The organism is Bacillus sp. z60-11 (assembly GCF_046464135.1).
Lineage (GTDB): Bacteria > Bacillota > Bacilli > Bacillales > Bacillaceae > Bacillus > Bacillus sonorensis_A.
In genome coordinates this window covers 65,458-88,407 of the sequence record NZ_JBIYSN010000008.1, presented here as the reverse complement: position 1 = coordinate 88,407, position 22,950 = coordinate 65,458, and the positions used below count along the sequence as shown (strand labels likewise).

Annotated in this window: 26 protein-coding genes; 9 read left to right on the top strand and 17 right to left on the bottom strand. The window is 46.2% G+C overall.

From position 1 onward, the window contains the following. Positions 1-4 precede the first annotated feature (4 nt). Genes ACINLD_RS19965 through ACINLD_RS19950 form a run of 4 tightly spaced genes read right to left on the bottom strand, consistent with a single transcriptional unit; the run spans position 5 to position 4,647 of the window. A complete protein-coding gene (locus ACINLD_RS19965; RefSeq protein ID WP_026588575.1) occupies positions 5-1,483 on the bottom strand; it encodes a Na+/H+ antiporter subunit D in 1,479 nt (492 codons plus the stop codon). After that, a complete protein-coding gene (locus tag ACINLD_RS19960) occupies positions 1,476-1,817 on the bottom strand; it encodes a Na(+)/H(+) antiporter subunit C (protein WP_026588574.1) in 342 nt (113 codons plus the stop codon). The genes ACINLD_RS19965 and ACINLD_RS19960 overlap by 8 nt, the downstream gene beginning before the upstream one ends. After that, positions 1,817-2,248 carry a Na(+)/H(+) antiporter subunit B gene (locus tag ACINLD_RS19955; RefSeq protein ID WP_277691572.1) on the bottom strand — a complete coding sequence of 144 codons (432 nt, stop codon included), beginning with the start codon at positions 2,246-2,248 and terminating at the stop codon, positions 1,817-1,819. The genes ACINLD_RS19960 and ACINLD_RS19955 overlap by 1 nt, the downstream gene beginning before the upstream one ends. After that, entirely contained in the window at positions 2,245-4,647 is a 2,403-nt protein-coding gene (locus ACINLD_RS19950; protein WP_277691571.1) for a Na+/H+ antiporter subunit A, read from the bottom strand. The genes ACINLD_RS19955 and ACINLD_RS19950 overlap by 4 nt, the downstream gene beginning before the upstream one ends. Positions 4,648-4,892: 245 nt before the next feature. Here ACINLD_RS19950 and ACINLD_RS19945 point away from each other — a divergent pair, with 245 nt between their 5' ends. Further along, entirely contained in the window at positions 4,893-5,126 is a 234-nt protein-coding gene (locus ACINLD_RS19945) for a hypothetical protein (protein ID WP_026588571.1), read from the top strand. A 59-nt stretch (positions 5,127-5,185) separates the two neighbouring features. On the opposite strand, the gene ACINLD_RS19940 is transcribed toward ACINLD_RS19945, so the two are convergent. From ACINLD_RS19940 to malK, 6 genes are all read right to left on the bottom strand, one after another. After that, entirely contained in the window at positions 5,186-6,529 is a 1,344-nt protein-coding gene (locus ACINLD_RS19940) for a 2-hydroxycarboxylate transporter family protein (RefSeq protein WP_409444195.1), read from the bottom strand. Between the two features lie 225 nt (positions 6,530-6,754). Beyond that, complete coding sequence (locus ACINLD_RS19935) at positions 6,755-7,546, bottom strand: phosphatidylserine decarboxylase (protein WP_410207132.1); 792 nt, start codon at positions 7,544-7,546, stop codon at positions 6,755-6,757. A gap of 44 nt (positions 7,547-7,590) precedes the next feature. Beyond that, positions 7,591-8,073: a DedA family protein gene (locus tag ACINLD_RS19930; protein WP_077735486.1), complete on the bottom strand. Its 483-nt coding sequence runs from the start codon at positions 8,071-8,073 to the stop codon at positions 7,591-7,593. A gap of 6 nt (positions 8,074-8,079) precedes the next feature. Next, entirely contained in the window at positions 8,080-8,616 is a 537-nt protein-coding gene (gene pssA, locus ACINLD_RS19925; protein ID WP_026588567.1) for a CDP-diacylglycerol--serine O-phosphatidyltransferase, read from the bottom strand. A gap of 275 nt (positions 8,617-8,891) precedes the next feature. Beyond that, on the bottom strand, positions 8,892-9,599 hold the full coding sequence (locus tag ACINLD_RS19920; protein ID WP_026588566.1) for a response regulator: 708 nt from the start codon (positions 9,597-9,599) through the stop codon (positions 8,892-8,894). Beyond that, positions 9,592-11,193 (bottom strand): malate sensor histidine kinase MalK, encoded by a 1,602-nt coding sequence (gene malK, locus ACINLD_RS19915; RefSeq protein ID WP_026588565.1) that lies wholly within the window; start codon positions 11,191-11,193, stop codon positions 9,592-9,594. Before malK ends, ACINLD_RS19920 begins: the two co-directional genes overlap by 8 nt. 185 nt (positions 11,194-11,378) lie before the next feature. Here malK and ACINLD_RS19910 point away from each other — a divergent pair, with 185 nt between their 5' ends. Next, complete coding sequence (locus tag ACINLD_RS19910; RefSeq protein WP_026588564.1) at positions 11,379-11,936, top strand: YufK family protein; 558 nt, start codon at positions 11,379-11,381, stop codon at positions 11,934-11,936. 57 nt (positions 11,937-11,993) lie between these two features. Here the strand turns inward: ACINLD_RS19910 and ACINLD_RS19905 are convergent, their stop codons facing one another. The 3 genes from ACINLD_RS19905 to ACINLD_RS19895 form a co-directional block, all read right to left on the bottom strand. Next, positions 11,994-12,401 (bottom strand): thiol-disulfide oxidoreductase DCC family protein, encoded by a 408-nt coding sequence (locus ACINLD_RS19905; protein WP_026588563.1) that lies wholly within the window; start codon positions 12,399-12,401, stop codon positions 11,994-11,996. A gap of 20 nt (positions 12,402-12,421) precedes the next feature. Further along, the gene (locus ACINLD_RS19900) at positions 12,422-14,299 is read right to left on the bottom strand and encodes a transglycosylase domain-containing protein (protein ID WP_410207131.1); all 1,878 of its coding nucleotides are present in this window, start codon (positions 14,297-14,299) and stop codon (positions 12,422-12,424) included. Positions 14,300-14,396: 97 nt separating this feature from the next. Further along, positions 14,397-15,638 (bottom strand): MFS transporter, encoded by a 1,242-nt coding sequence (locus tag ACINLD_RS19895; RefSeq protein WP_035428450.1) that lies wholly within the window; start codon positions 15,636-15,638, stop codon positions 14,397-14,399. A 246-nt stretch (positions 15,639-15,884) separates the two neighbouring features. Here ACINLD_RS19895 and kapD point away from each other — a divergent pair, with 246 nt between their 5' ends. Further along, positions 15,885-16,502, top strand: coding sequence for a 3'-5' exonuclease KapD (gene kapD / locus ACINLD_RS19890; RefSeq protein ID WP_026588559.1), 618 nt, complete (start codon positions 15,885-15,887; stop codon positions 16,500-16,502). 28 nt (positions 16,503-16,530) lie between these two features. On the opposite strand, the gene ACINLD_RS19885 is transcribed toward kapD, so the two are convergent. Then, complete coding sequence (locus tag ACINLD_RS19885) at positions 16,531-16,917, bottom strand: kinase-associated lipoprotein B (RefSeq protein WP_026588558.1); 387 nt, start codon at positions 16,915-16,917, stop codon at positions 16,531-16,533. A 55-nt stretch (positions 16,918-16,972) separates the two neighbouring features. Between ACINLD_RS19885 and ACINLD_RS19880 the strand changes: the two genes are divergently transcribed. Then, positions 16,973-17,170: a hypothetical protein gene (locus tag ACINLD_RS19880; protein WP_077735484.1), complete on the top strand. Its 198-nt coding sequence runs from the start codon at positions 16,973-16,975 to the stop codon at positions 17,168-17,170. A 14-nt stretch (positions 17,171-17,184) separates the two neighbouring features. Here the strand turns inward: ACINLD_RS19880 and ACINLD_RS19875 are convergent, their stop codons facing one another. Beyond that, positions 17,185-18,348 carry a MalY/PatB family protein gene (locus tag ACINLD_RS19875; protein WP_409444191.1) on the bottom strand — a complete coding sequence of 388 codons (1,164 nt, stop codon included), beginning with the start codon at positions 18,346-18,348 and terminating at the stop codon, positions 17,185-17,187. A 104-nt stretch (positions 18,349-18,452) separates the two neighbouring features. On the opposite strand from ACINLD_RS19875, the gene ACINLD_RS19870 reads away from it, so the two are divergent. Together ACINLD_RS19870 and ACINLD_RS19865 are read left to right on the top strand one after the other, a co-directional pair. Next, on the top strand, positions 18,453-18,950 hold the full coding sequence (locus ACINLD_RS19870; protein WP_277691568.1) for a hypothetical protein: 498 nt from the start codon (positions 18,453-18,455) through the stop codon (positions 18,948-18,950). Positions 18,951-19,027: 77 nt separating this feature from the next. Then, entirely contained in the window at positions 19,028-19,282 is a 255-nt protein-coding gene (locus ACINLD_RS19865) for a DUF1871 family protein (RefSeq protein ID WP_026588554.1), read from the top strand. 49 nt (positions 19,283-19,331) lie between these two features. On the opposite strand, the gene ACINLD_RS19860 is transcribed toward ACINLD_RS19865, so the two are convergent. Then, a complete protein-coding gene (locus ACINLD_RS19860) occupies positions 19,332-20,153 on the bottom strand; it encodes an alpha/beta fold hydrolase (protein WP_026588553.1) in 822 nt (273 codons plus the stop codon). Positions 20,154-20,356: 203 nt separating this feature from the next. Here ACINLD_RS19860 and ACINLD_RS19855 point away from each other — a divergent pair, with 203 nt between their 5' ends. The 3 genes from ACINLD_RS19855 (at position 20,357) to yugI (ending at position 22,627) form a co-directional block, all read left to right on the top strand. Then, positions 20,357-20,857, top strand: a complete 501-nt coding sequence (locus ACINLD_RS19855) for an Lrp/AsnC family transcriptional regulator (RefSeq protein WP_026588552.1) — start codon at positions 20,357-20,359, stop codon at positions 20,855-20,857. Further along, entirely contained in the window at positions 20,858-22,018 is a 1,161-nt protein-coding gene (locus ACINLD_RS19850; RefSeq protein WP_026588551.1) for an aminotransferase, read from the top strand. It begins immediately after the preceding gene. 219 nt (positions 22,019-22,237) lie between these two features. Beyond that, on the top strand, positions 22,238-22,627 hold the full coding sequence (gene yugI / locus ACINLD_RS19845; RefSeq protein WP_026588550.1) for a S1 domain-containing post-transcriptional regulator GSP13: 390 nt from the start codon (positions 22,238-22,240) through the stop codon (positions 22,625-22,627). A gap of 51 nt (positions 22,628-22,678) precedes the next feature. Here yugI and ACINLD_RS19840 read toward each other — a convergent pair whose 3' ends face one another. Beyond that, positions 22,679-22,915 carry a DUF378 domain-containing protein gene (locus ACINLD_RS19840; RefSeq protein ID WP_026588549.1) on the bottom strand — a complete coding sequence of 79 codons (237 nt, stop codon included), beginning with the start codon at positions 22,913-22,915 and terminating at the stop codon, positions 22,679-22,681. Positions 22,916-22,950 lie beyond the last annotated feature (35 nt).

Sequence of the window (22,950 nt, the reverse complement as noted above, 5' to 3'; positions counted from 1 at the left end):
CGATCTACTCCTTCAAAACGGCTTCAATATATTTTTCCGGGTTGACCAGCGTGTCGGCCGCCTGATGAAAATACGGTGCGACAAACTCGGTGCCGATTCCGATGGCAAGGGACAGAAAGAGCAGTATCGCCGCCGGATAAAGGTAGCTTTTGAGCGGTTTTGCCGCCGGGGCGTCTTCCCGTTCCTCACCCCAAAAGCCGTTAATAAAAATTTTCATAACGGAATATAATACGAGCAAGCTTGATAAAAGCATGAGCAGTGTGATGACGAACTCTCCGCTTAAAAATCCGCCTTCAGCGATTTTCAGCTTGCCGATAAATCCGCTAAAAGGAGGGACTCCGGCCAATGAAACGGCGGACATCATAAACATCCAGCCGAGGACGGGATGGTTTTTGATGAGTCCGCTCATTTTTTTCAGGTTGTGTGTTCCGGTCAGCGCAAAGAGCGTTCCGGCAAGCATAAACAGCGCTCCTTTGATGATCATATCATGAATCAGATAATAGATGGCCCCCTCGATCGACGCCGGTGTATTGGCGGCGATCCCCAAAAGGATCACGCCGACCGCTGTCACGATATTGTAGATGATGATTTTTTGGACATCCCAATATGCAATGGAGCCGATCACGCCGAAGATGATGGTGAGTGCCGCGAGCCAGACCATCAGCTGGTGGGTGAAAGCGGCATCTTGTGTGAAAATCAGCGTAAACACCCTTGCGATCGCGTACATTCCGACTTTGGTGAGGAGCGCTCCGAACAAAGCCGAGACTGGCGCAGGCGGTGCGTAGTATGAACCCGGCATCCAGAAGTAAAGCGGGAAAATCCCGCCTTTCAGACCGAAAACGATCAGAAATAATACGGCGATGACGGTGATCAGTCCGGTTTGGCCGGATTCAGCGATCCGAACGCTCAAATCCGCCATGTTCAAGGTCCCCGTCACAGCGTATAAATAAGCGACTCCAATGACGAACAGGGCGGAAGAAATGATATTAAAAACGATGTATTTTAAAGATTCCCGCAGCTGAATCTTCGTTCCCCCGATGACGATCAGTACATAAGAAGACATCAGCAATACTTCAAAGAAGACGAACAAGTTAAACAAATCTCCTGTCAAAAAAGCGCCGCTGACGCCTGCCAGGAGGAATTGGACAGCGGGATAATAAAAGAAGCGCTCCCGCTTTTCCCCGATGGAACGAAACGAATAAAGAACGGTCAGAAATCCGATGATGGCCGTTGTGAATGCGAGAAGGCTCGCGAACTGATCGGCGACAAGGCTGATCCCAAACGGAGGTTTCCAGCCGCCGACGTACAGCGTTTGGATGCCGTCTGTAAACACGGTTTGCACGAGGAAGCCTGCCGCAATCACAGCTGCAAGGGAAGATATGGCACTGAATACACGCATTAGTTTTATCGATTTGTTCATAAAGATAAGCAAAGCGGCTGCCAATAACGGAATGAGAATTGGCAGGATTACAAGATTATTCATGTTGATCATTTCCCCTCATTTGATCCATATCATCCATTTTCAGCTCCTGGTAGGCGCGGAAGGCCATGACCAAAAGAAATGATGTCACACCGAAAGCGATAACGATGGCCGTTAATATCAGAGCCTGCGGCAGCGGATCGACATATGATGCCGTTCCCTCTTTTAAAATGGGCGGAGCACCTTTTTTTAACCCTCCCATCGTCAGCAACAGAAGGTGGACGCCGTGGCTGAGAACGGCCGTTCCGATAATCACCCGCAGAAGGCTCTTGGACAGCATTAAATAAGTCGCTGCCATAAATAGGATCCCTACGATAAAAGACATTAAAATTTCCATTATTCTCTCTCTCCAATCGTCTGAATAATGGTCATGGTCACGCCGACCACCACGAGATACACGCCGATATCAAACAATACGGCGGTGGCAAGCTCCGTTTTCCCAAGCAGCGGAAGATCAAAATAATCAAAAGCGTGCGAGAGAAACTGAGCGCCGAAGACAAAAGAACCGATCCCCGTGCTGAGGGATATCAATAATCCGGTTGCGGCCACATAAATAAAGTTGATGGGGAGAATGTTCCGCACCGTTTTTAAGTCATAGGCGAGCAATAGCAGCACGATTGACGAGGAGGTCATCAAACCGCCGATAAAACCTCCACCGGGATCGTTATGGCCGGCCATAAGAATGTGGAAAGAAAAGAGCAAAATAATAAAGGCGGCGATCTTCGTAACCGTTTGAAGGATCACATCATTTGTCTCGTGTTTTCTCAATGCTCTTCTCCCCCTTTCTCCATTCTTAGCTTGATCATTCCGTAAATGCCTAACGCGGCAATGGCAAGGACGGTAATTTCAAACAATGTATCAAATCCCCTGAAATCGACCAAAATCACGTTGACGATGTTATGGCCGCCCCCGAGTTTATAGCTGTTTTCGATAAAGAAAGCCGAAATGCTGTCCAGCGTCCGCTGGCTGTTTGCCGACAAAGCCAGAAGCGTTACGACCGCACCGACTCCGATCGAGACGATGGCATTGGTCAGCCTGAATTTTGCCGACTTCGGCTTGAATCTGAGCTTCGGTAAATGGTAGAAGCACAACAAGAACAGCGCCACGGAGATGGTCTCAATAATCAGCTGTGTCAGCGCCAGATCCGGCGCTCTGAAAATGACAAAGAATAGAGCGAGCGTATAGCCGATGACACCGAGTCCGATAATCGCCGTCAGCCTTGACCGCGCGAAAACGGTCGTAAATGTCGCGGCAATCATCACGATCGACAGGACGAGCTCGTACACGCCGATTGAAGCATTTCCTTTGACGTCATATGAAAAGCCTCCTGTGATCGCAAGCGAGCCGCCGATGAGAACAATAAAAAAGACGAAAACATAGACAAGATAATCGCGGAGAAAACCCGTCATATATCCCCTGGTCAACCTGTTGGAGCTTTTCTCAAGGCCGGTGAGGGAGCTGTCATAGAGCTTGTTCAGCGTCAGCTTTTCCGGGAACAGACCATAGACTTTTTTCCATTTGCTGATGGTCAAATATGCGAGAACTCCAAGGACAACGACGCCGACCGTCATGAAGAACTCCGGTGAAAAGTCGTGCCACATGTATATATGAACTTTGAACTTCTCATCATCGCCCAAAAGGGTCGGCATAATCGATGCGGCGGCAGGTTCGATGATGCTGTACGACAAAATGTTTGGGAAAAAGAAAAAAATCACAACGAGAGAGGCGAGAACAATCGGCGAAATCAGCATGCCGAGCGGAGCCTCATGCGCTTTTTTCTCCAGTTTTTCCGGCTGATATTTTCCGGTGAATGTTTTGAAAAATAAAACCATGCTGTAAATAAAGGTAAACACGCTGCCGATCCATGCCAAAACAGGAAGCAGGACACCCCATGTATCGGCATGATAAAGACCGAAATCCGTGATTCTGAGCATGCTGGTGAAAAACATTTCTTTACTCAGAAAACCGTTGAACGGCGGCAGTCCGGCCATCGAAAACGCGCCGATCAGCGTGATCGTAAAGGTGATCGGCATGACCGTCATCAAACCGCCGAGCCTGCGGATGTCTCTCGTTCCTGTTTCATGGTCGATAATCCCGACGGCCATGAACAGGCTGCCTTTAAATGTCGCATGGTTGATCAAGTGAAAGACGGCGGCGATAACCGCGACCATGTAATATTCAAAGTTTTGATAGTGCAATGCGGCGGAGCCGACGCCAAGCATCGACATCACCATCCCGAGCTGGCTGACCGTCGAAAATGCGAGAATCGCTTTCAAATCAGTCTGTTTGACCGCATTGAAAGAGCCCCAGAACAGCGTGACAATCCCCGTAATTGAGACAATCCAAAACCATTCTCCCGAAAAAGCGAAGATTGGTGTGAATCTTGCGACAATATAAATACCCGCTTTTACCATTGTAGCGGAGTGCAGATAGGCACTGACGGGTGTCGGCGCTTCCATGGCATCAGGAAGCCAGATATAAAATGGAAATTGCGCCGATTTTGTAAAGGCGCCGATTAAAATCAACACGAGTGCGGGAATATAGAAGCCGCTGGCCGAGATGAGATCGACCTGGCCGATCATCTCTCTAATGCTGAATGAACCCGTTATCGTGTAAAGCAGGATGAAGCCCCCGAGCATCGCCAGACCGCCGAAAATCGTGATAAGCATCGATTTTGTTGCGCCATAGCGCGATTTTTCCCGCTTGTACCAATAGCCGATAAGCAGAAAAGAGGATATGCTGGTCAATTCCCAAAATAGATAAAGTACAATGACGTTATCAACAAGAACAACTCCGAGCATTGCGCCCATAAACATGAGCAGGTAAACGTAAAACGGTCCGAGCTGTTCTTTTTCTTTAGACAGATAGTAGATGCTGTAGAGGACAACCAAAGAGCCGATCCCTGTTATCAAGAGGGCAAACAGCAGTCCGAGGCCGTCGACATAAGCGGTGAAATTGATCCCGAAGGACGGAATCCACTCCATGACGGCTTTTAATGTGCCGCCATCGGCCGTCATCCCGATCATACGGAAAAAATAAATAAATAAGAGAACAGGAAGTACCAGGACAAACCATCCCGTATGAATCTTCCGGGCGTATTTCGCCAAGAGCGGGATCAAGAAAGCGAGTGCAAAAGGCGATAAAATAGCAATATGTAAAGACGTCATCGTTAACCTCCCTTAGGTAGCATGTATAAATACATTCTGATCCATACTAAAATTTTCAAACGTTATGTACTTTTTTAGAGCTGGTGACCTAGACAAATTATAACTCAAATTTTAATCGGCTGCATGATCGCAAAAGGTTTGCTGTTTATGCGGTCTTATGAACCTGAAAACAATTTTAACAAAAAATGAACGATTTGTATAATGGAAAGTTTTTTTGAACAAGCTGAAAACTGAGGTGATGAAAGATGAAAAGAAAAGCTTTTGTCAGCTGCAGTTTATTTTGTTCGCTTTTTGCGGGAGCGTTTCTGATCAACAGGGAAATGACCCGTGAGGCTCCAGCCGATGCAGAAGCCGCCGAAAAACGGCAGTACCGCGGCGATTACACCCCGATTAAAACAGGGACCGATGATATGCGCTTCACAACGAATGAACGCGTCCCTTTTAAACCGAGAGAATATATCAGAGTTGAAAAACGCTGAAAGCAAAAAAGGAATCCGATCGTATAGATCAGACTCCTTTTTGTTTTTTTATGCGCTTTTTACGAGGTGAAAAGCTTCAATAATATAGTCGCCGCAATGACGGTGGACGCACCTCCGATACGCGTTGAAATTTGCGCGAAAGGCATGAGCCCCATCCGTCCTGAAGCTGAAAGAATCGCGACATCCCCGGTTCCGCCAAGTCCGCTGTGGCAGCCTGTGACGATGGCTGATTCTACAGGATACATGTTCATTAATTTTCCGACGTAGTATCCTGATGCCACCATCGCAATTACGACAGAAGCACAAACGGCGATAAAGCGAAGCGAGATGACGGATGCGACATCATCAAGCGGGATATAAAGAATGCCAAGTCCGACCATCAATGGCCACGTAAAGCTTGAGGACATGAATTTGTAAAGCTGGTGAGCGCCTTTTTCCATGCTCGCCGGCAGAAGCTTCGCGTATTTGACCAGGGCTGCGGAGATAATCATTAAAATTGCTCCCGGAATCGCGATGAACTTGGATACCAGGCCGCCGAAAATGAAGAATGAACAAGCGATCAAGACGCCCGCACCCATTAATTTCAAATCGATTTTAGCTTCCTCTTCTTTCTGATTGAATAATTCATGATCTTTTTTCGATTTGACGAGGCGTCCGTTCCCGTTTAATTCCGGCCGTTTTTCACCAAGTTTTTTCATCAGGCCTGCGGCGATAATCGCCACCACGTTTCCGATAATAGCGGCTGGAATCAGCTGTGATACAAACGCTTCATGAGACTGGCCCAATATTTGCGAGTAGCCGAGAGAAAGCGGCAAGATCCCTTCGCCGATGCCGCCGGCGATAATCGGCACAATGATAAAGAAAAATGCTTCATAAGGACTGTAGCCAAATAAAAAGCCGACAAGAATTCCGGCGGTCACAGCGGCGATCGTACCGGCCAAAAGCGGAACGAACATTCTCATAAACCCTTGAATCAAAACCGTCCGATGCATGCCCAAAATGCTTCCCGCTACAAGGCAGGCAATATAGAAATATAGAAAATTCGATGTCTTCATCAGTGTGGTAACCGCTTCCAAAGAAACGGGATTCAACACTTTAAAAAAGACTAAAAATGAAGGAACGAACAACGATAGAATAGCCGGACCGCCGATGTCTTTCAAGATCGGAATGCGCTGTCCGACATCCCCGAGAATGATTCCGAGAATCATGATGATGGCAAAGCCGCCGAGCATGTCATTCGGCAGTTGATTGAAATAGGCTGCCAAAAAAATAATCAGTGCGAGCGCAATGTACAGCGGGAAGGGAATCACACCAACCTTCCAGCTGATCAATTTTTGGAAAATATTTTTATTTTGTTGATCATTCTGATTTGTAATCGGTTTCAAATCTTTTGCTGCTTCCATGAAAAACACCCCCATGTTTGTATGGTTTCAATTGTAGAAGAGAAGTGTCAATTTTGTGCGTTTTTTTAATTAAAATAAGTGATTGATAATTAAATAAAAGAGAGAAAAGGGTGTTTTCTTTGCTGAATCAGCATATTTTATAGGAATTTTGACTTAAATGGGGAGCTTTTGGCCCCATTTTTTAAAGTGAAGATTAAAAAATCCCCCGAAGTCGTTTTCGGGGGATTACGAAGTCCGCTTTGTCAGAGAGCCCAGCACATCTCCCATTTTGACTTTCAGTGAGGGGGCGAGGCGCTCAGCGGGGACAAAGGTGTCTTTTTCAAACAGGAGAATAACGGTTGAACCGAACGAAAAATAAGCGATTTCTTCTCCTTTCCGCCATTCAGTTGAATTCGACAGCATGACGATCGAGTTAATATACATCGCGCCAACCTTCACCAGTAAGGCTGAACCATATTGATGCCTGAATTCGGAAATCATTCTGTGGTTTTTCGTCAGCGGCGATTTTCCATATGTCAAACCGATGGTGTTCACCGGGTATGAAGCGCTTCCCAATGAATATTGCTTTTCAAGCGTCCCGTCGGCCGGGCTGTGGATTCTGTGGTAGTCTCTCGGACTTAAATAGATGATGATATATGTTCCGCCTATATAGCGGCTTGCGACTTCATCTCTGTCGATCATTTCCTCCAGAGAATAAGGCTTATTTTTCACAATAAACTGTTTGTCGGAAGAGATTGTGCCCCATTCTTCAACAACCCCGTCCACCGGACTGATCAGGCTGTTTGGATCAGAGGGAAGCGGGCGCACTCCGTTTTTCAACTTTCTGATGAACAGCTCATGCAGACTGTTAAAAGAGCCGACGTCTTCCAGCATTTCTTCGGTGTTGATACGAAAGGTTTTGATATAGGAGGGGATGAGCGGTTTGCTGAGCTTTGACTGGGCAAATCTTTTCAATGCCGTTGAAACTTTCTTTTTATTTGTCAATTCAATCAAACATCGGTAAAGCCGCTTTTTCAAGCTGTTCACTCCTTTTGTTGTCATCGGTAAAAAGCAGCCTGCTTTTATATAACGCCGAGCGTATAGCCGATCGTAATAAAAACGAGACACCAAATTAAAGCTCCTGAACCGGCATATATCAGAAACCTTTTCATTTTCATTTCGTTCATTCCGGACAAATAGCATGTGACATGGCGAATGCCGGGAACAAAATAGCCGAACACAATCGTCCACGGACCGTATTTATCAAACCAGTGGTGAACAGTATCCAATCTTTTCGGCGTTAAACCGATCCATTTACCGAATCTGTCAAGCAGCGGCTTGCCGATTTTATTCCCTAAAAAATAGCTGATGATCATCCCCGACAACGCACCGGAGAAACTGATCAACAGCGACAGCTCATAGTTTAGGATATGTATAGAAGACAGATACCCGACAAATGTCATCATCACCTCGTCGGGTATCGGAAGGCCTACGATGCCGAGCACGAGCATGCCGAATATCGCAAAATACCCGTAGTGGGAAATTAATTCTTTTGCCAACTCCATGAAATCCTAGCTCACTTTCTTCAATAGATTTTTCCCTTTTAAACTGATGACTCTGATTTTGCTGACCATGAGATAGGACAAACATAAAGAGAACATAATGACCGTTTTTGGGCCGATAATCCCCCATAAAAGGTTGAGGCACACCAAAATGGTGCCGGCAGCGGTAATGGGCAGCCCCGTAAAATAAGTTTGGTTCTCAGATTGAATATTAAATCGGGCCAGCCGCAGAGCCCCGCAGACCGGGAATAATAGTGTAGAAGGGAGGCCCAGAACCGGAGCATCATGAAAAACGATCGAATATGTAATAATAGCCGGAGCGACACCGAACGTAATAATATCAGACAAAGAATCCAACTCTTTTCCGAACAGGCTGACGGCGTTTAATTTCCGCGCCGCCATGCCGTCAAGGCTGTCCAAAATGGCGCCGATGATCACAAATATAATCGCTAAAAATAAATACCCTCTGAATGCCAGCAATATTGAAGACAAGCCTGAAACAAAGTTTCCAATCGTTATCAAAGAAGGTATGATAGATTTTTTCAATGTTTTCGCATCCTTTAAATAAAGCCGATTAATATAGAAATAAACAATAGTTAATTGTATACGATTTAAACTGCATCTGCAATAAAATTCCTGTCATGATTTGCTAACAAGACTTTTTCATCATACCATAAAAGTGGTAAAAACATTGCCGCCCTCGCAAAAATTTTATCTTCAATTAAGGTCCGGGCAAATAGAGATGCCCTCTTATTCCATCAATCTATTTTCGATCCCGCGAAAAATCCCCTTCCGCCTGATGGCAAAAAGGGGAGGAGGATTTATAAATATTGATTGATCGCGTTCATGTCATTGGTATTTAATTTATATTGGAATACCGGTCTTCCGATGGTCCCATAGGCCATTTCCACATCCAATACTTCGATTTCCTCAAGGAATTTCAAATATTTGCGGATGGAAACCTGCGAAATTTCGGTGTGCTTGGCTAAATCCTCCGTCGTGAACGTCATGCTGTCAAACGATTTGATGCTTGACCAAATAAGCTTCAGCGTGCTTTTTGTCAGCCCTTTTGGCAAATGGACTTTTTCCGGTGTCCGCTTTTTTTGGAACAGCTCGACATCCAGTTCTTTTTGGCTGATGTTCCGGTTGCTTGAATAGAGGTGCTGTTTCCGTTTGTAATCGGTGAGTGCGGACTGAAACCGTTCAAATTCAAACGGCTTGATTAAATAATCGACAGCTCCGAAGCGCAACGTTTTTTGCACAACGTCCATCTCGCTCGCCGCTGAGATGACAATCACATCGACGGCCTTGTTTTGCCGCCTGATTTCCGTTAACAGTTCGACTCCGTTTCTGCCGGGCATATAAATGTCAAGCAGAATTAAATCGATGTGCTCCTCTCTGAGAACGGAGAGAGCCTCTCTGAAAGAAGCGGCGACGCCTTTTAACTGAAAGCCGTCGATTTGGCTGAGGTAGCGCTTATTCAGTTCTCTCACCATTGGGTCATCTTCAACGATTAATACATCAATCATAGTCATCCTCCTTTGGTTCATACGGTATGCGGAGACTGAATGTCGTTCCTTCATGTTTTTCGCTCGTGACGACAATATGTCCGTTTACATTTTCCAGGGCTTGCTCGACAAAATAAAGTCCGAATCCGCGGTTGGCGCCTTTTGTTGAAAAGCCTTGATCAAACATTTTCTCCTGCTCCTCTTGCGATAAGCCGATACCCGTATCTGTGACTTCAATGTCCAGAAGGCCGTCATGATACCGGAAAGAAATCGAAATATTTTTTTTGTCAGCAGAGGAGACGGCGTCCAGCGCATTGTTGAGGAGATTTCCGATGACGGTGATCAAGTCGTGGATCACCGCAGTGTTTGCGGCATTCGGAATCCTTGTGCTGCAATGGACTTCAAGGACGGCACCCTGTTCTCTTATATAGCTTTGCTTGCCAAGCAAAAAGCCGGCGAGCACGGAATTTTTAATGTGGTTGATAATTTCGTTCGCTTCGGCCTGCTGATAGATCGCGATGTCTTTAATATAGTTGCCAAGCTCATCATAATTTTTCAGCTGGACAAGTCCAAGAATGACATGAAGCTTGTTCATGAACTCATGGGATTGCGCTCTGAGCGCGTTTGCGTACATTTTAACGCCAGAAAGCTGTTCAGCTAAGTGTTTGACCTCGGTTTTGTCGCGAAATGTAGCAATGGCCCCGACGATGTCTCCTTTTTTTAAATGGATCGGAACCTCGTTAAAGACAAGCTCAAGCCCGTTGATCCTAACGTCGCGGTCATTGACCGGCTGCTGGGTGTTAATGACCTGCTTCAGCCGGGTGTTTGGCAGAAGCTCGCTCACGTCCCGATCAATCGGATTTTCATCGATCCCCATTTTTTTGAAGAGGCGTTTTGCTTCCGCGTTGGCAAGCTTGATTTTTCCGTTTTGGTCGACGGCGAGAATGCCTTCTTTGGTCGATTCAAGCATGGCGCTCCGCTCGTTCAAAAGCGTTGCGATTTCATACGGTTCCATGCCGAACATGATCGTTTTCACTTTTCTGGCCACGATGACGGCTCCAATGATGCCGACACAGATGCTGAGGACAATGACCGTATATAAAGGCCGAAGATTTTGCTCGATGATCTGCTCAATTTCGTTAAGAGTGATGCCGACGGCAACGGCGCCGACCTGTTTTCCTTTTTCATTGAAGACGGGAACAAAAGCTCTCAGTGATTCACCAAGCGTACCTTTCGCCGTGCTGATATGCTGATGGCCTTTCAGCGCCTCTTTTTCATCTCCGCCCGCAAATTTCTTTCCGATTTTGTCGGGATCCGGATGGGTTTTTCGAATGCTGTTCATGTCCATGACGACGACAAATTCGGTCTTTGTCGCTGCTTGAACACGGCGTGTATAGCGCTGCAGCTCTTTGTATCGGCCGCTTTCAAGCGACTGCGCCGTAATCGGAGCTTCAGCGACCATCTTCGCCGTCTGGAGCGCGATCGTCTGCTCCTGCTCGCGGATATCCCGTGCGGTTTCCGCGCCAATCATAAAAAAAGTGATGAATAAAGAGATAAAGACAACAACACAGACAAAGATCGTTAACCGTGTCTGCAGCTTTAATGTTTTTTTCAATGGCGATTCCTCGCGATCTATTGATAAAGTCAACAAGTAATACTTTACAGGTAATTGGCGAATTTGTGAAGAATCCTGCATGTCCCTTGACATAAACTTAGATTAAAATAATGGAAAATATTCTTGTCAACAGGTACTAAGTCGTACATAATGAATGATGGAACATATCAGAAAGGGTCTTTTTTATGAAAAATACGTATATATCAGGTTTTTTCCCGTTTATTGCAATCCTTCTTTTTAGTTCATCGTTGGCCATTTCCTCCGTGATGTATGCTATGCAGGTCCTGTCATCCTTCGGTATTTATAAAGGGATGCTTGAGTTTTTTTCTGAGAGCGGTATTAGAATGGCCTTATTTATCGTGTTTGCGCTTGTCTTTTTTATGGTGTTTTCCGCACTCAAGCTGATTGCCAATACGGTAACAGAACTCTCGCTTTTATTTTTTGCCAAGGATCCTGAAGGGGCAAACTTGAAGAAAATCAGGGCCGGTTCCGCGATTTATCTCGGAGCGAGCCTTTTGTCCTTTATTTTTGTCCAATATGCGATAGGAATTGCAGCGATTCTCGTATTGGCGACACTTGTTTACTTTGTCTATATCGTGTATACGATTCACGGTACGCTGTCATTTTTTTCACTCATCGGTTTTGTGATGTTTGAACTGTTGTTTTGGTTTACATTTTTGATTGGAACGATCTATATTGTCATCAAGCTTTACAACAGCATGATGGCCAGCTTGCCTGTATAGGCGGATTAGGCTAAAAAAAACCGGAACATGGACATTTGTCCAGAGGCTCCGGTTTTTTTAGGATAGAAACCTTTTTCTGATTTCTGGTCCCGGGATCGTGCATTCATTTTTTTGGCCAAACCATTTATAGCGGTTTTTCGCAATCAGGCTGTAGACGGCGTCGCGAAGCGGGCGCGGCACGATTAGAAAGACGGCCGCCGCCTTCCACGGACCTGAAAGGTTTTTCAGCACGCGGAGCGCCGCCGCCGATTTTTGGTAGATGCGGCCGTTATCGATCAATATAAAGCTGTCAAAATGATCGGTTGGGAGCTGATGGTTCTTGAGCAGCTCCCCGCCGATGTCGGATTGCAGAGAAGCGAAGGAAAATAAGCCTTTCGGATCATGTTTAATGATGAACTGAACAGCTCCGTCACAAAAATTGCAGATGCCATCAAACAGAACGATGCGATCAGGCATTTCCGTCATACGTGCATCAGCTCTCCCTTCTAATATGCGTATTGAAGCGTCCCTTTCCATATTAAAAGCTGGGGTCCTGTATGATGAAGAAATTCGACATTGCCTTTTTTCTCTTTTCCAACCCATACACTCATTGTATACGTATCGGTCAATCCGACAAACCACAGGTCTCTGTAGTCGTTTGACGTTCCCGTCTTGCCTCCGACATATCCACCGCTGAAATTGGCTTTTCGTCCGGTTCCTTCTTGAACAACCGCTGACAAGAGGATGCGCAATTGATTGTTTGTCCGCGGGCTGAAGACCTGCTTCGGTTTATCTTTCCACTTGTAAAGCGTTTTTCCTTTTAAATTCGTAACCTTTGTGATCGCATGGCTTGGCGTATAGCTGCCATCATTGCCAAACGTCGTATAAGCGTTCGCCATCTCAAGCGGTGAAAAGCCATCCGTAAACCCGCCCAAAGCGGCTGGGAGACGGTAGTCCTTCGGATCGATTTTTTCAAATCCAAACGGCTCTAAATAGCTGAACCCTTTCTGGACGCCGATTTGATTCAACGCCCGGACGGCCGGTGTATTATAGGAATATTTAAAAGCCGTTTTGATCGAGACGGTTCCATATGTTTTTTCATTAAAGTTGTTCGGGCAGTAATCTTTGCTGCAAAATCTGCTGGCATCGATCATGCTGCCGGCCGTGGCGCCCGTTTCTTCCATATAAGGTCCGTAGTCAAGCAGCGGCTTGATCGATGAGCCGGGCTGCCTATGGGCTTGATAAGCCAGGTTGAAATCGTATTTCTTATAATTTTTCCCGCCCGACATGGCGACGATTTGATGGGTTTGGTGGTTGATGACGACGGCACCTCCCTGGACTTCTGCATACGGGAGCCGGCTGTTGACTTGCTGGACGACTCTGTTTTGCATCTCGGGATCAAGCGCCGTGTAGATTTTAATGCCGCCTGTCAAAAGGGAGCTGATCCGGTTTGACAGCTCTTTTTCAATTTTCTCCTTCTCTTCCTTTGTTTTCGCCTTTTTCAGCCGTTTGTCAAAGCCTTCGGAAGACGAAACCAATTTGGTGAATTCATCATTGACATATGTTGCGTAATCGGGATAGGCGTCTTTCTTTTCTTTCACATTGAGTTTAATTTTTTCCTTAACCGCTTTTTTATATTCTTTCTCATTGATGACGCCCGCTTCTCTCAACTCTCCGAGAAGCCGTTTTTGACGGGTTTTTGTGTAGTCAAAATGTTTCAAAGGATCATATAATGTAGGGTTATTAGGGATCGCGCAAATAAACGCCGTTTCAGCGAGCGTAAGAGATTTGAGCGGCTTGTTGAAATAATATCTGGACGCAGATCCAATCCCGTATACGCCATTATTAAAATAAATCGTATTTAAATATTTCTCGAAAATCTCTTCTTTTGATAGCTTTTTTTCAAGCTGATAGGAATACAGAAGCTCTGTCAGCTTGCGGTCGAAAGTCCGTTCATGGCTCAAATACAAGTTTCGCGAGAGCTGTTGGGTAATCGTGCTCGCTCCCTGATCAATGCCGCCTTTTTTTAAATTGGCTGCGGCGGCCCGGACCATCCCGAGAAAGTCAAAGCCTTTATGTTGAAAGAAATGGCGATCCTCCGATGTCAAAAACAGCTGCTTGACATGTTCGGGAATATTTTTGTAAGAGACAAACACCCGATTCTGGTGATCAGAGACAATCTCTGAAATCAGGGCGCCGTCCCTGTCATACATGTAGCTGTTTTGTACAAGGCCGATGTCCTTTAAGTTGATTTTCTCATCGAGCACTTGGTCGAGAGGCTTCATTTTTTCGGCTTCTTCACCTGAGGCCATTAAAGTATATACAAATATGGGAATAAACATGATCAGCAAAATCCATCCAAGGATCAAACGCAATTTTGTCACTCTATGTCACACTCTTTTCGCTAAATTCTAGCCATATCGTACCATTCTTTTTCAAGATCGAGAAGAATAATTTGATAGATTTCCTTATTTTTATATGTCAGCTTGCCTTTGCTTCTGATTTCTTTTGCTGGGACCTTTGGAACAGCAGGAGGCAGGCTCCGCTGAAAAAGAGAACAGCGGTTGCGTAAAAGGCGGAAGAAATGCCGAAACCGCTTGACAGCATACCCCCGAGCACCGGACCGATCACATTGCCCAAAAATCTGAAGCTGACATTGTAGCCAAGCACTTCCCCCTGGATGTCACCCGGTGTTTGAACGCGGATGGATGCCGTGATGCAGGGAATCATTCCGCCTAAGGCGATTCCGAAAAGAAATCTGAAAGCCACAAGCGTTTCATAAGTCGATGTGAGCCCTTGGGGAATGACACATCCCGCTGCCAAAAGCGACAGAATGGCTAATATTTTTCCATGCCCGAACCGGTCGCCCAAGGCACCCCATTTTCTCGCGGCCAAAAGGTTTCCGAGACCGGTTGCTGAAAAAGCGAGCCCGGAAAAAAACGCAAGGTGCTCTGGGCCGTGCAGCTCGCTGACATACAAGGCGAGCAGCGGCTGGACGCTGAAGTTCCCGATTTGAATCACCGCCGTCAGCACCATGACAGTGATCAGCGGACGCCGTTTTAATATCGTTAGGAGCACTTGTTTTCTTGTATATGGAACTGTCCGGCTGCGGTGCGCTTTCAGCGGATGTTCCCGGACACCGACAAAAACGAGGAAAACCGCACCGTAAATCACAAACGCCGTAATAAAAAAGGTATATGTAAAACCGGCATGATCGGCGAGAAGGCCGCCGAGCAACGGGCCGAACAATCCTCCCGAAACCGTGCCCATCTGCAATGTGCCAAGCGTTTTGCCGGCTTTCGATTTCGGCGTCTGCGCCGAAATCATCGCGAGGGAGGTAGGGATGAAGCCTGTGACAAGGCCCATTGCCATTCTCAGAAAAAACAGCTCATATACAGAGGAGACAATCGACATGAGGAGAATGCTCGTTCCAATGCCGGTCCCGGTGATCAGCAGAATTTTTTTATAGCCGTGTTTATCACCGAATCTCCCCCAAAAAGGAGAGACCAAAAAAGCCATCAAAAATGTGACGCCAAACACATATCCGCTCCATTTTTGCGTAAATCCGTCGGAGTAGCTGCCGAGCGTCTCGATATAGAGAGAAAGAAACGGCAGAACCATTGTGGAGCTTGCCGCGACAAAAAAATTTGCAAACCACATGATGACTAGGTTTTTCTTATGAACAGAGATGAGAATCACCTTCTTAAAAAAATGAAGTTCCATTTCATTATAAAGGAAATGTTGCAGAAGGACGGGACGGGCGACTTTTCAATGTGAAAAAGGCGTTTGAATGAATTTTCGTCATTTTCAGAAAATATGAGCGTGAATATAGAAATATAATGATATAATAAAAGAAAGAAGAACGGAATTTTTAAAAAAACAGACAATGAGCCTTGGCCCCGGACGATCAACATCCGCTGCCCACAGTTGGGAAGGTTTTATACTGCGATAGAAAGGCAGGTGTGAACATTGAAACAAAGCCCCTTACTTGTTATTGATTTTGAATTTACAATGCCGGAGGGGAAGTATCATCCGCAAAATTTTTTCCCGGAGATTATCGAAGCAGGGATTGTAAAGGCGGTTGATGATGAGGTGGTTGAAACGTTTTCAAGCTATATCAAGCCAAAGAAGTTTCCCAAGCTGACGCGGCGCTGCAAATCTTTTTTGAACATTACGCAGGAAGAAGTCGATCAAGGCATTACATTTCAAGCATTGATTGAAAAGCTGAAAGAGCTTGATCCTGATCAAAACAGCGTCATCATTACATGGGGAAACATGGATATGAAAGTATTAAAGCAAAATTGCATGTTTAACCATGTCGCGTTTCCATTTAAAGGAGAAATGAGGGATCTGTCGATGGAGTACAAGGAATTCTTTGGCGACAAAACGTTGACGAATTTGTGGAAAGCGGCTGAGGAGTACGGGGACTCCGGCACCGGGAAGCAGCATAAAGCGCTTGATGACGCCATGACGACCTATAAATTATTTCAGCTTGTCGAACGTGATAAACAGTACTTGGAGAATCCGAAGCCGACGACGATCGGCGACCGGATCGATCTGTCAAAGGTATTTCCACATGCAACATAAACAACCCAATCTTAAACAGAAGATTGGGTTATTTGTTTGGAAAATATTCTTTTTCAAGTGCAGCGGCGCATGCCAGCGATTTCGCCGCGTAATCTGACGGATCGTTTGCCAATTCCGCTTGAAAACGGCTCAGCGCCTCGCGAAGTGAATCCTCGTAATCCGGCACAGGGCCGTCGTAAGGCTTCACCATATGGTGCGGAATGTTTGTCTGCTCACGGTAAGCGAGAGCCTTTCGTTCATGGAAAAATGCCACTTCGGCATCTTTGGGATGATGAAGATCCCCCTGCTTCGGATGGGTTAAGACGGCGAGAATTTTCACTAAATAGTGCATCGGCTTGATATCCGTTATTTCTCCTATATAAACGCCTGTTTTATAAAAACCTTTTACCTGATCTCCGACTTGAAACTGATTCACTGCGTCCACCTCCAAATGGTATGATTATATTTGGAAACAATAAACAATCGGGGGAGTGGCGCCATTGCTCATTCAGTTTATGCTTTATTTTCCTGAAGATAAAAGAGAGTATATTCCTTCTTTTATCACGTTGGCCATTTTCTTTATCATCGCTCTTTTTGTATTCCGGCTGATCATCAGACATTCCAAAAAAGAAGCTGAAAAAGCGGAAAAGCTCGAACAAGAAATGCAGCAAGAAACGCATAAACGATAGACATGCCGTGATGCTTATGAAAAAGCCGTTTTTAAGCGGCTCAGTCCGTCCTTTACCACGGACAGTGAACATCCGACATTCATTCTGACAAACCCTTCTCCACCCGGGCCGTACTTCGGTCCGGATTCAAGAATCAGCTTTCCTTTATGAAGGAGCCTGCGCTTCAATTCCTGATCTGACAGTTCGAGGGCTCTGCAGTCCAGCCATGCTAAATATGAGGCATCCGGCTTCATCATCCGCACCTCAGGCAGCTCCTGCTGCAAAAAGCGGCTCACTTCCTCCATATTATGTTCGATATAGGGGATTAATCGGTCCAGCCAAGGTTCGCCTTTTGAATATGCGGCTTCAATGGCTGAGACCGCAAATGCGTTTAGCGATGACAGCCCTTGGCGCTGCATCACCTGTGTGAAAGCCGCCCTTTTCGCCCGGTCGGGAATGATGATGGCCGAGGCCTGCAGTCCGGCCAAATTAAATGTCTTGCTCGGAGCGATGCATGTGATCGAAAGCTCTGCGAATTCCCGGGAAATCGAGGCAAACGGGGTATGTTTGCGCCCATACAGCATCAAATCGGAATGAATTTCGTCAGAAATGACCGTCACCCCATGGGCAAGGCAGAGCTCGCCAAGCTTTGTCAGTTCTTGTTTCGTCCAGGAGCGGCCGGAAGGATTATGCGGGCTGCAAAGAATGAAAAGCTTTACATCCGGTTCGCTCAAGCTTTTTTCAAGATCGGCAAAATCGATCTCATAGCGTCCGTCTTGTTCGATTAAAGGGTTATGTAATACAGACCGTCCGTTTTTCGTCACCATGTCAAAGAACGGGGTGTAAACAGGCGGCTGAACGACGACTTTGTCACCCGGTTCAGTGAATGCCTGGACAGCGGTGGCAATCGCTGTAACGATGCCGGGGCTGAACGTAATAAACGACGGTTCAGTCTCCCAGCCGTGGCGTCTGTTGAGCCAGCTGACGACAGCTTCCTTCGTTTTTGCGCCTGCCGACGTATAGCCGAAAACCCCGTGCTCCAGGCGCTCTTGAAGAGCATCAATAACCGCTTCAGGCGCGCGGAAGTCCATATCCGCCACCCACATCGGCAGCGCGTCATTGACGCCGAATAATTCTTGTGTTAAATCCCATTTCACAGACTGCGTTCCGCGTCTGTTATGTTCTGTATTAAAATCCATGATCTCACCTCATGTCTTTTTCATATGTTATACATTAACGATGATAGCAAGAGATTGCAATCTTTTCGCGGAGAAAGCCTCATTTAAAAAAGGAGTGGGTGCAAATGGAATGGAACAGCGTGCTTGAATGGGCTTTTCAGCGCCATCTCAATCCGCTTAGCTGGTATATCCGCCCGTTATTTCTCATTGTGCTTTGTTATTTTTGTTATAAACGATCATGGAAAGGCGTGATCATCACCTTTTTGCTGATGATGAGCAGCATGGTCTGGTTCCCAGTCCCTGAGACGATCGATCCCCGGATGCAGACTGTTTTGGAATATGAACAAATGCTCTTGTCCTCTTCGCTTACAGCCATGTTGACGATTGCTTTGATGATGGGGTTTCTCGTGTTGATATGTGCGGCATTTTGGCAGCGCTCATTGGGATGGGGGCTCGCGGTATTGAATGCGACTCTTGTCGGCAAAGTTGTCCTGTCGCTGGTTATGACGGGGGAAAGCGGCTGGGCGCCGCTTGGCAATACGGTTTTCGGCCTCGTTCTCGTCAACGGCCTCGGAATTTATTTGATCACTCGGCGGCGGAAAAAGGAAAACGCGGATCTTTAAAACGGTGTTTTTTATCAAAGATTGGCCAGGTTATGATACAATAGCTTTGAAAAATTTCAGTTTAAGCGGTGATCCATATGAAAGAAAGTCAGGCAGCAGCTCAAATTGTACAGATGATCAAAGAATGGGACCCTTTCTCCGCCGGGGCTGATTTTTACGAAACAGAAGCGGCGGAAATCGTTCAGGCCGTCTACACCGAGGACGATAGAAACCGGCTCGGCAAGGCGATTCAAGCCGTTTTTGAAGTGTCATTTGACGAGACACTGCCATTGGAGGAATGCATAAAAATGGCAGATCGGCTCCTTGTACTGAAAGACAGCAGTTCCTGCTAAAACATAGAGTCCAAACTGTTTAAAAAACCGCCGCCGGCGGTTTTTTATTTTATGTGATGACAAAATTAGCGATTTTGTCTGAAACAAAATCCGGATTTTCCTCGGGAACGAGATGCCCGGTGTGTTTTAAAGAATAAAAAGAGGAATTGGGCAAGTCCTGATGAAGCCTTTTTCCGATCTGAACGGGCACGACCCGGTCCTCTTCCCCCCAGATCAAAAGGGACGGCGTTTCGATTTGTTTTAATTCGTCGGGCGCTAAATCGCCCTCCCGATGTCTGATCAGGCGTGCGAGCGCTCTGAAAATCTGATCGTCGAGAAATGGCTTCAAATAGCCGTCAATCATGTCCTGATCGATCAGGGATTTGTCATAAACGACATTCATCAGGTTTTTGAGCACGCCTTGTTTGGAGAGCCAGCGTTTGATATACAAGTGGAAATAGGGGATGTGGCTCCCGAAAATGAGCCGCCGCGGCGCCCGTGTTAAATATCCTGAGCTGCAGAGCAGCACGACCTTTTTAAACAGCTCGGGCCGCTCCTTTACGGCATAAAGGGAAATCTGTCCGCCCATTGAATGCCCGACCAAGACCGCTTCTGTGATCTTCAGCCGTTCGATCAGCCCGATCACCACTCTGGCCATGTTTTGGTACGTATAAACAAAGGTCTGCGATTTTTCCGATTGTCCAAAAGGGGGTAGATCAAGAGTGATGATATTAAACTCATTCTTCAAAAGAGGAATGAGCTTTCTGTAGCAGAACGAAGAGGAAAGAAAGCCGTGAATTAAAATCAGCGTTGTCCTGCCGGGATTTTCATAATGTTCATAATAGATATTAACCCCATGAATGTGCTGTGTGGTAGGTTTCGATAACTGCATGATCAAAATCACTCCGAGATCGTTTTCTTCATGTAAAACAAGCCCGACTGCATGTTGCGGAGCCTGTTTGAGTATGTTATTTATCGTACCCGAAAAAATTTTTTTCACCCCGTAATTTCGCTTTTTTTACCGACTTACAATCGCCGAAAAACGTGCTATAATATTCAGAAGATTTCTCAGACATTTAAAGGTGTGATAACAAGATGAAGCTTACTGAAAAAGAAACCGAAGTATTGGAAATTTTAGAGGAAAACAGCCGCCTCGAACCTGAAACGATCGCGAAAATGGCGAATATCTCTCAGGAAGAAACGAAAGCGATTATTGAAAAGCTGGAAAAAGAGAAGGTCATTATCGATTATTCGGCAATGATCGATTGGCGCAAAGTCGACGGCCATGAAGGCGTAACGGCGATGATCGATGTCAAGGTGACACCGAAGCGCGGCGTCGGGTTTGATGAAGTGGCCGAACGGATTTACAGGTTTGATGAAGTTGAATCCGTTTACTTAATGTCAGGAGTTTATGATCTGTCAGTTGTCATTCGCGGCAGAACGATGTCTGATATTTCGCACTTCGTATCAGAAAAATTATCGACGCTTGATTCCGTCGTATCGACAACCACCCACTTTATTTTGAAGAAATACAAGCACGACGGGAAAGTTTTTGACTCCGGTGATGATGACAAAAGAATCGTGGTGTCTCCGTAAATGAGATCGAGTTATATATCCAAAGCAGCACAGCAAATCAAGCCGTCCGGCATCCGCAAGTTTTTCGATCTCGCATCAACGATGGAAGGCGTCATTTCCTTAGGCGTCGGAGAGCCCGACTTTGTGACGGCGTGGAATGTCAGGGAAGCGAGCATCCTTTCCCTTGAACAGGGTTATACATCCTATACGGCAAACGCCGGTCTCCTTTCCTTGAGGAAAGAGATCAGCGCTTATTTGAATAAACGCTTTCAGCTTGACTATTCGCCGGAGAGCGAGCTGATCGTGACCGTCGGGGCAAGCCAGGCCCTCGACATCGCGGTAAGGGCGATTCTCGATCCGGGAGAAGAAGTGCTGATTCCCGAACCGTGTTTTGTCGCCTATGAAGCGCTTGTCTCCCTGGCAGGCGGAAGAGCCGTCCACATCCATACGAATGCTGAACGGGGATTTAAAGCGAAGGCCGAAGACTTTGAAGCGGCCGTCACGGAACGGACAAAAGCGATCATTCTTTGCACGCCGTCCAATCCGACCGGTTCTGTGTATTCAAAAGAAGAGCTAAACGACATTGCGGCATTTGCGAAAAAGCATGACCTGATTGTCATTGCGGATGAAATCTATGCCGAACTTACATATGATGAACCATATACCAGCTTTGCGGAAATCAGCGGGATGAAAGAGCGGACGATTTTGATATCCGGTTTTTCAAAGGGCTTCGCTATGACGGGATGGCGCCTCGGCTATGTCGCGGCTCCGGCTTTTTTACGGGAGCCGATGCTGAAAATCCATCAATATTCCATGATGTGTGCTCCGAGCATGGCTCAATTCGCCGCAGAGGAAGCGCTTAAAAACGGGCTCAACGATGTCGAAAAGATGAGAAAAAGCTATCGGCGCAGGCGAAATGTGTTTGTCGACAGCCTCAATGAGATCGGACTTGACTGCCATCAGCCGGGCGGCGCTTTTTACGCGTTTCCGTCGATCAAAAAAACCGGTATGAGCTCTGAAGCGTTTGCAGAAGCGCTGCTCATGAAAGAAAAAGTCGCCGTCGTTCCGGGCAATGTCTTTGGGCCGAGCGGAGAAGGCTATATCAGGTGCTCCTATGCGTCCTCGCTTGAACAGCTTCAGGAGGCGCTTGTCAGGATGAAGCGGTTCGTCGGCAGCTTGTAAGTTATAAGGACAAAAAAATACGCACCTTTTGACAGGTCCGCATACAAAATAAGGGGGGGATACTAGAAAGCCTTGATTATTCTCAGTATTCCCCTTTGGCGTGAGTTTTAAACATGTATGTTTTAAAAAAAGTTTTTTTGCTTAAAAAGGACTTGTGTGATATAATTTTTTATTGCGTATAAAAAGAGTTAAATTCATTAGATGTAGGAGTTGTTAGTTATGACAGCAAAATTTGAAGTGGGCAGTGTTTACACTGGTAAAGTGACTGGATTACAGGCGTATGGAGCGTTTGTTGCCCTAGATGAAGAAACACAGGGACTTGTGCATATTTCTGAAGTGACACACGGTTTCGTTAAAGATATCAACGAGCACTTGGCCATCGGTGATGAAGTGCAGGTTAAAGTTCTTTCTGTCGATGAGGAAAAAGGCAAAATCAGCCTATCCATTCGTGCTACACAGGCAGCTCCTGAACGAAAAGAAAGCAAGCCTAGAAGACAAAAGGCTGTCCAAACTGAAGATGCGGCTGCTCCGCAAGGCTTCAATACGCTAAAAGACAAGCTTGAAGAGTGGATTGAGCAGTCTAACAGAAAAGATTTAATCAAAAAGTAAGCTGAACGCAAATAACTCCGGCCCCCGCCGGAGTTATTTTTTTATGGACGGCTACCGCATTTCCGGCTGTTTCGCGTCTTCCCCGGCGGTTTCTTCTTGCGGTTTAAATAAAAGGCCGAGATTGATCAAACCGGCAATCCCGACAAGCGCATAAACCGTACGGGATATGGCAGAACCGGGTCCGCCGAAAATGGCTGCAACCAAGTCAAATTGAAAAAATCCTATCAGTCCCCAATTGATTGCTCCGATAATCGTCAATACCAATGCAATACGCTGAAGCACACTCATTTTTCATTTTCCTCCTTTATTTGTCATGAACATTT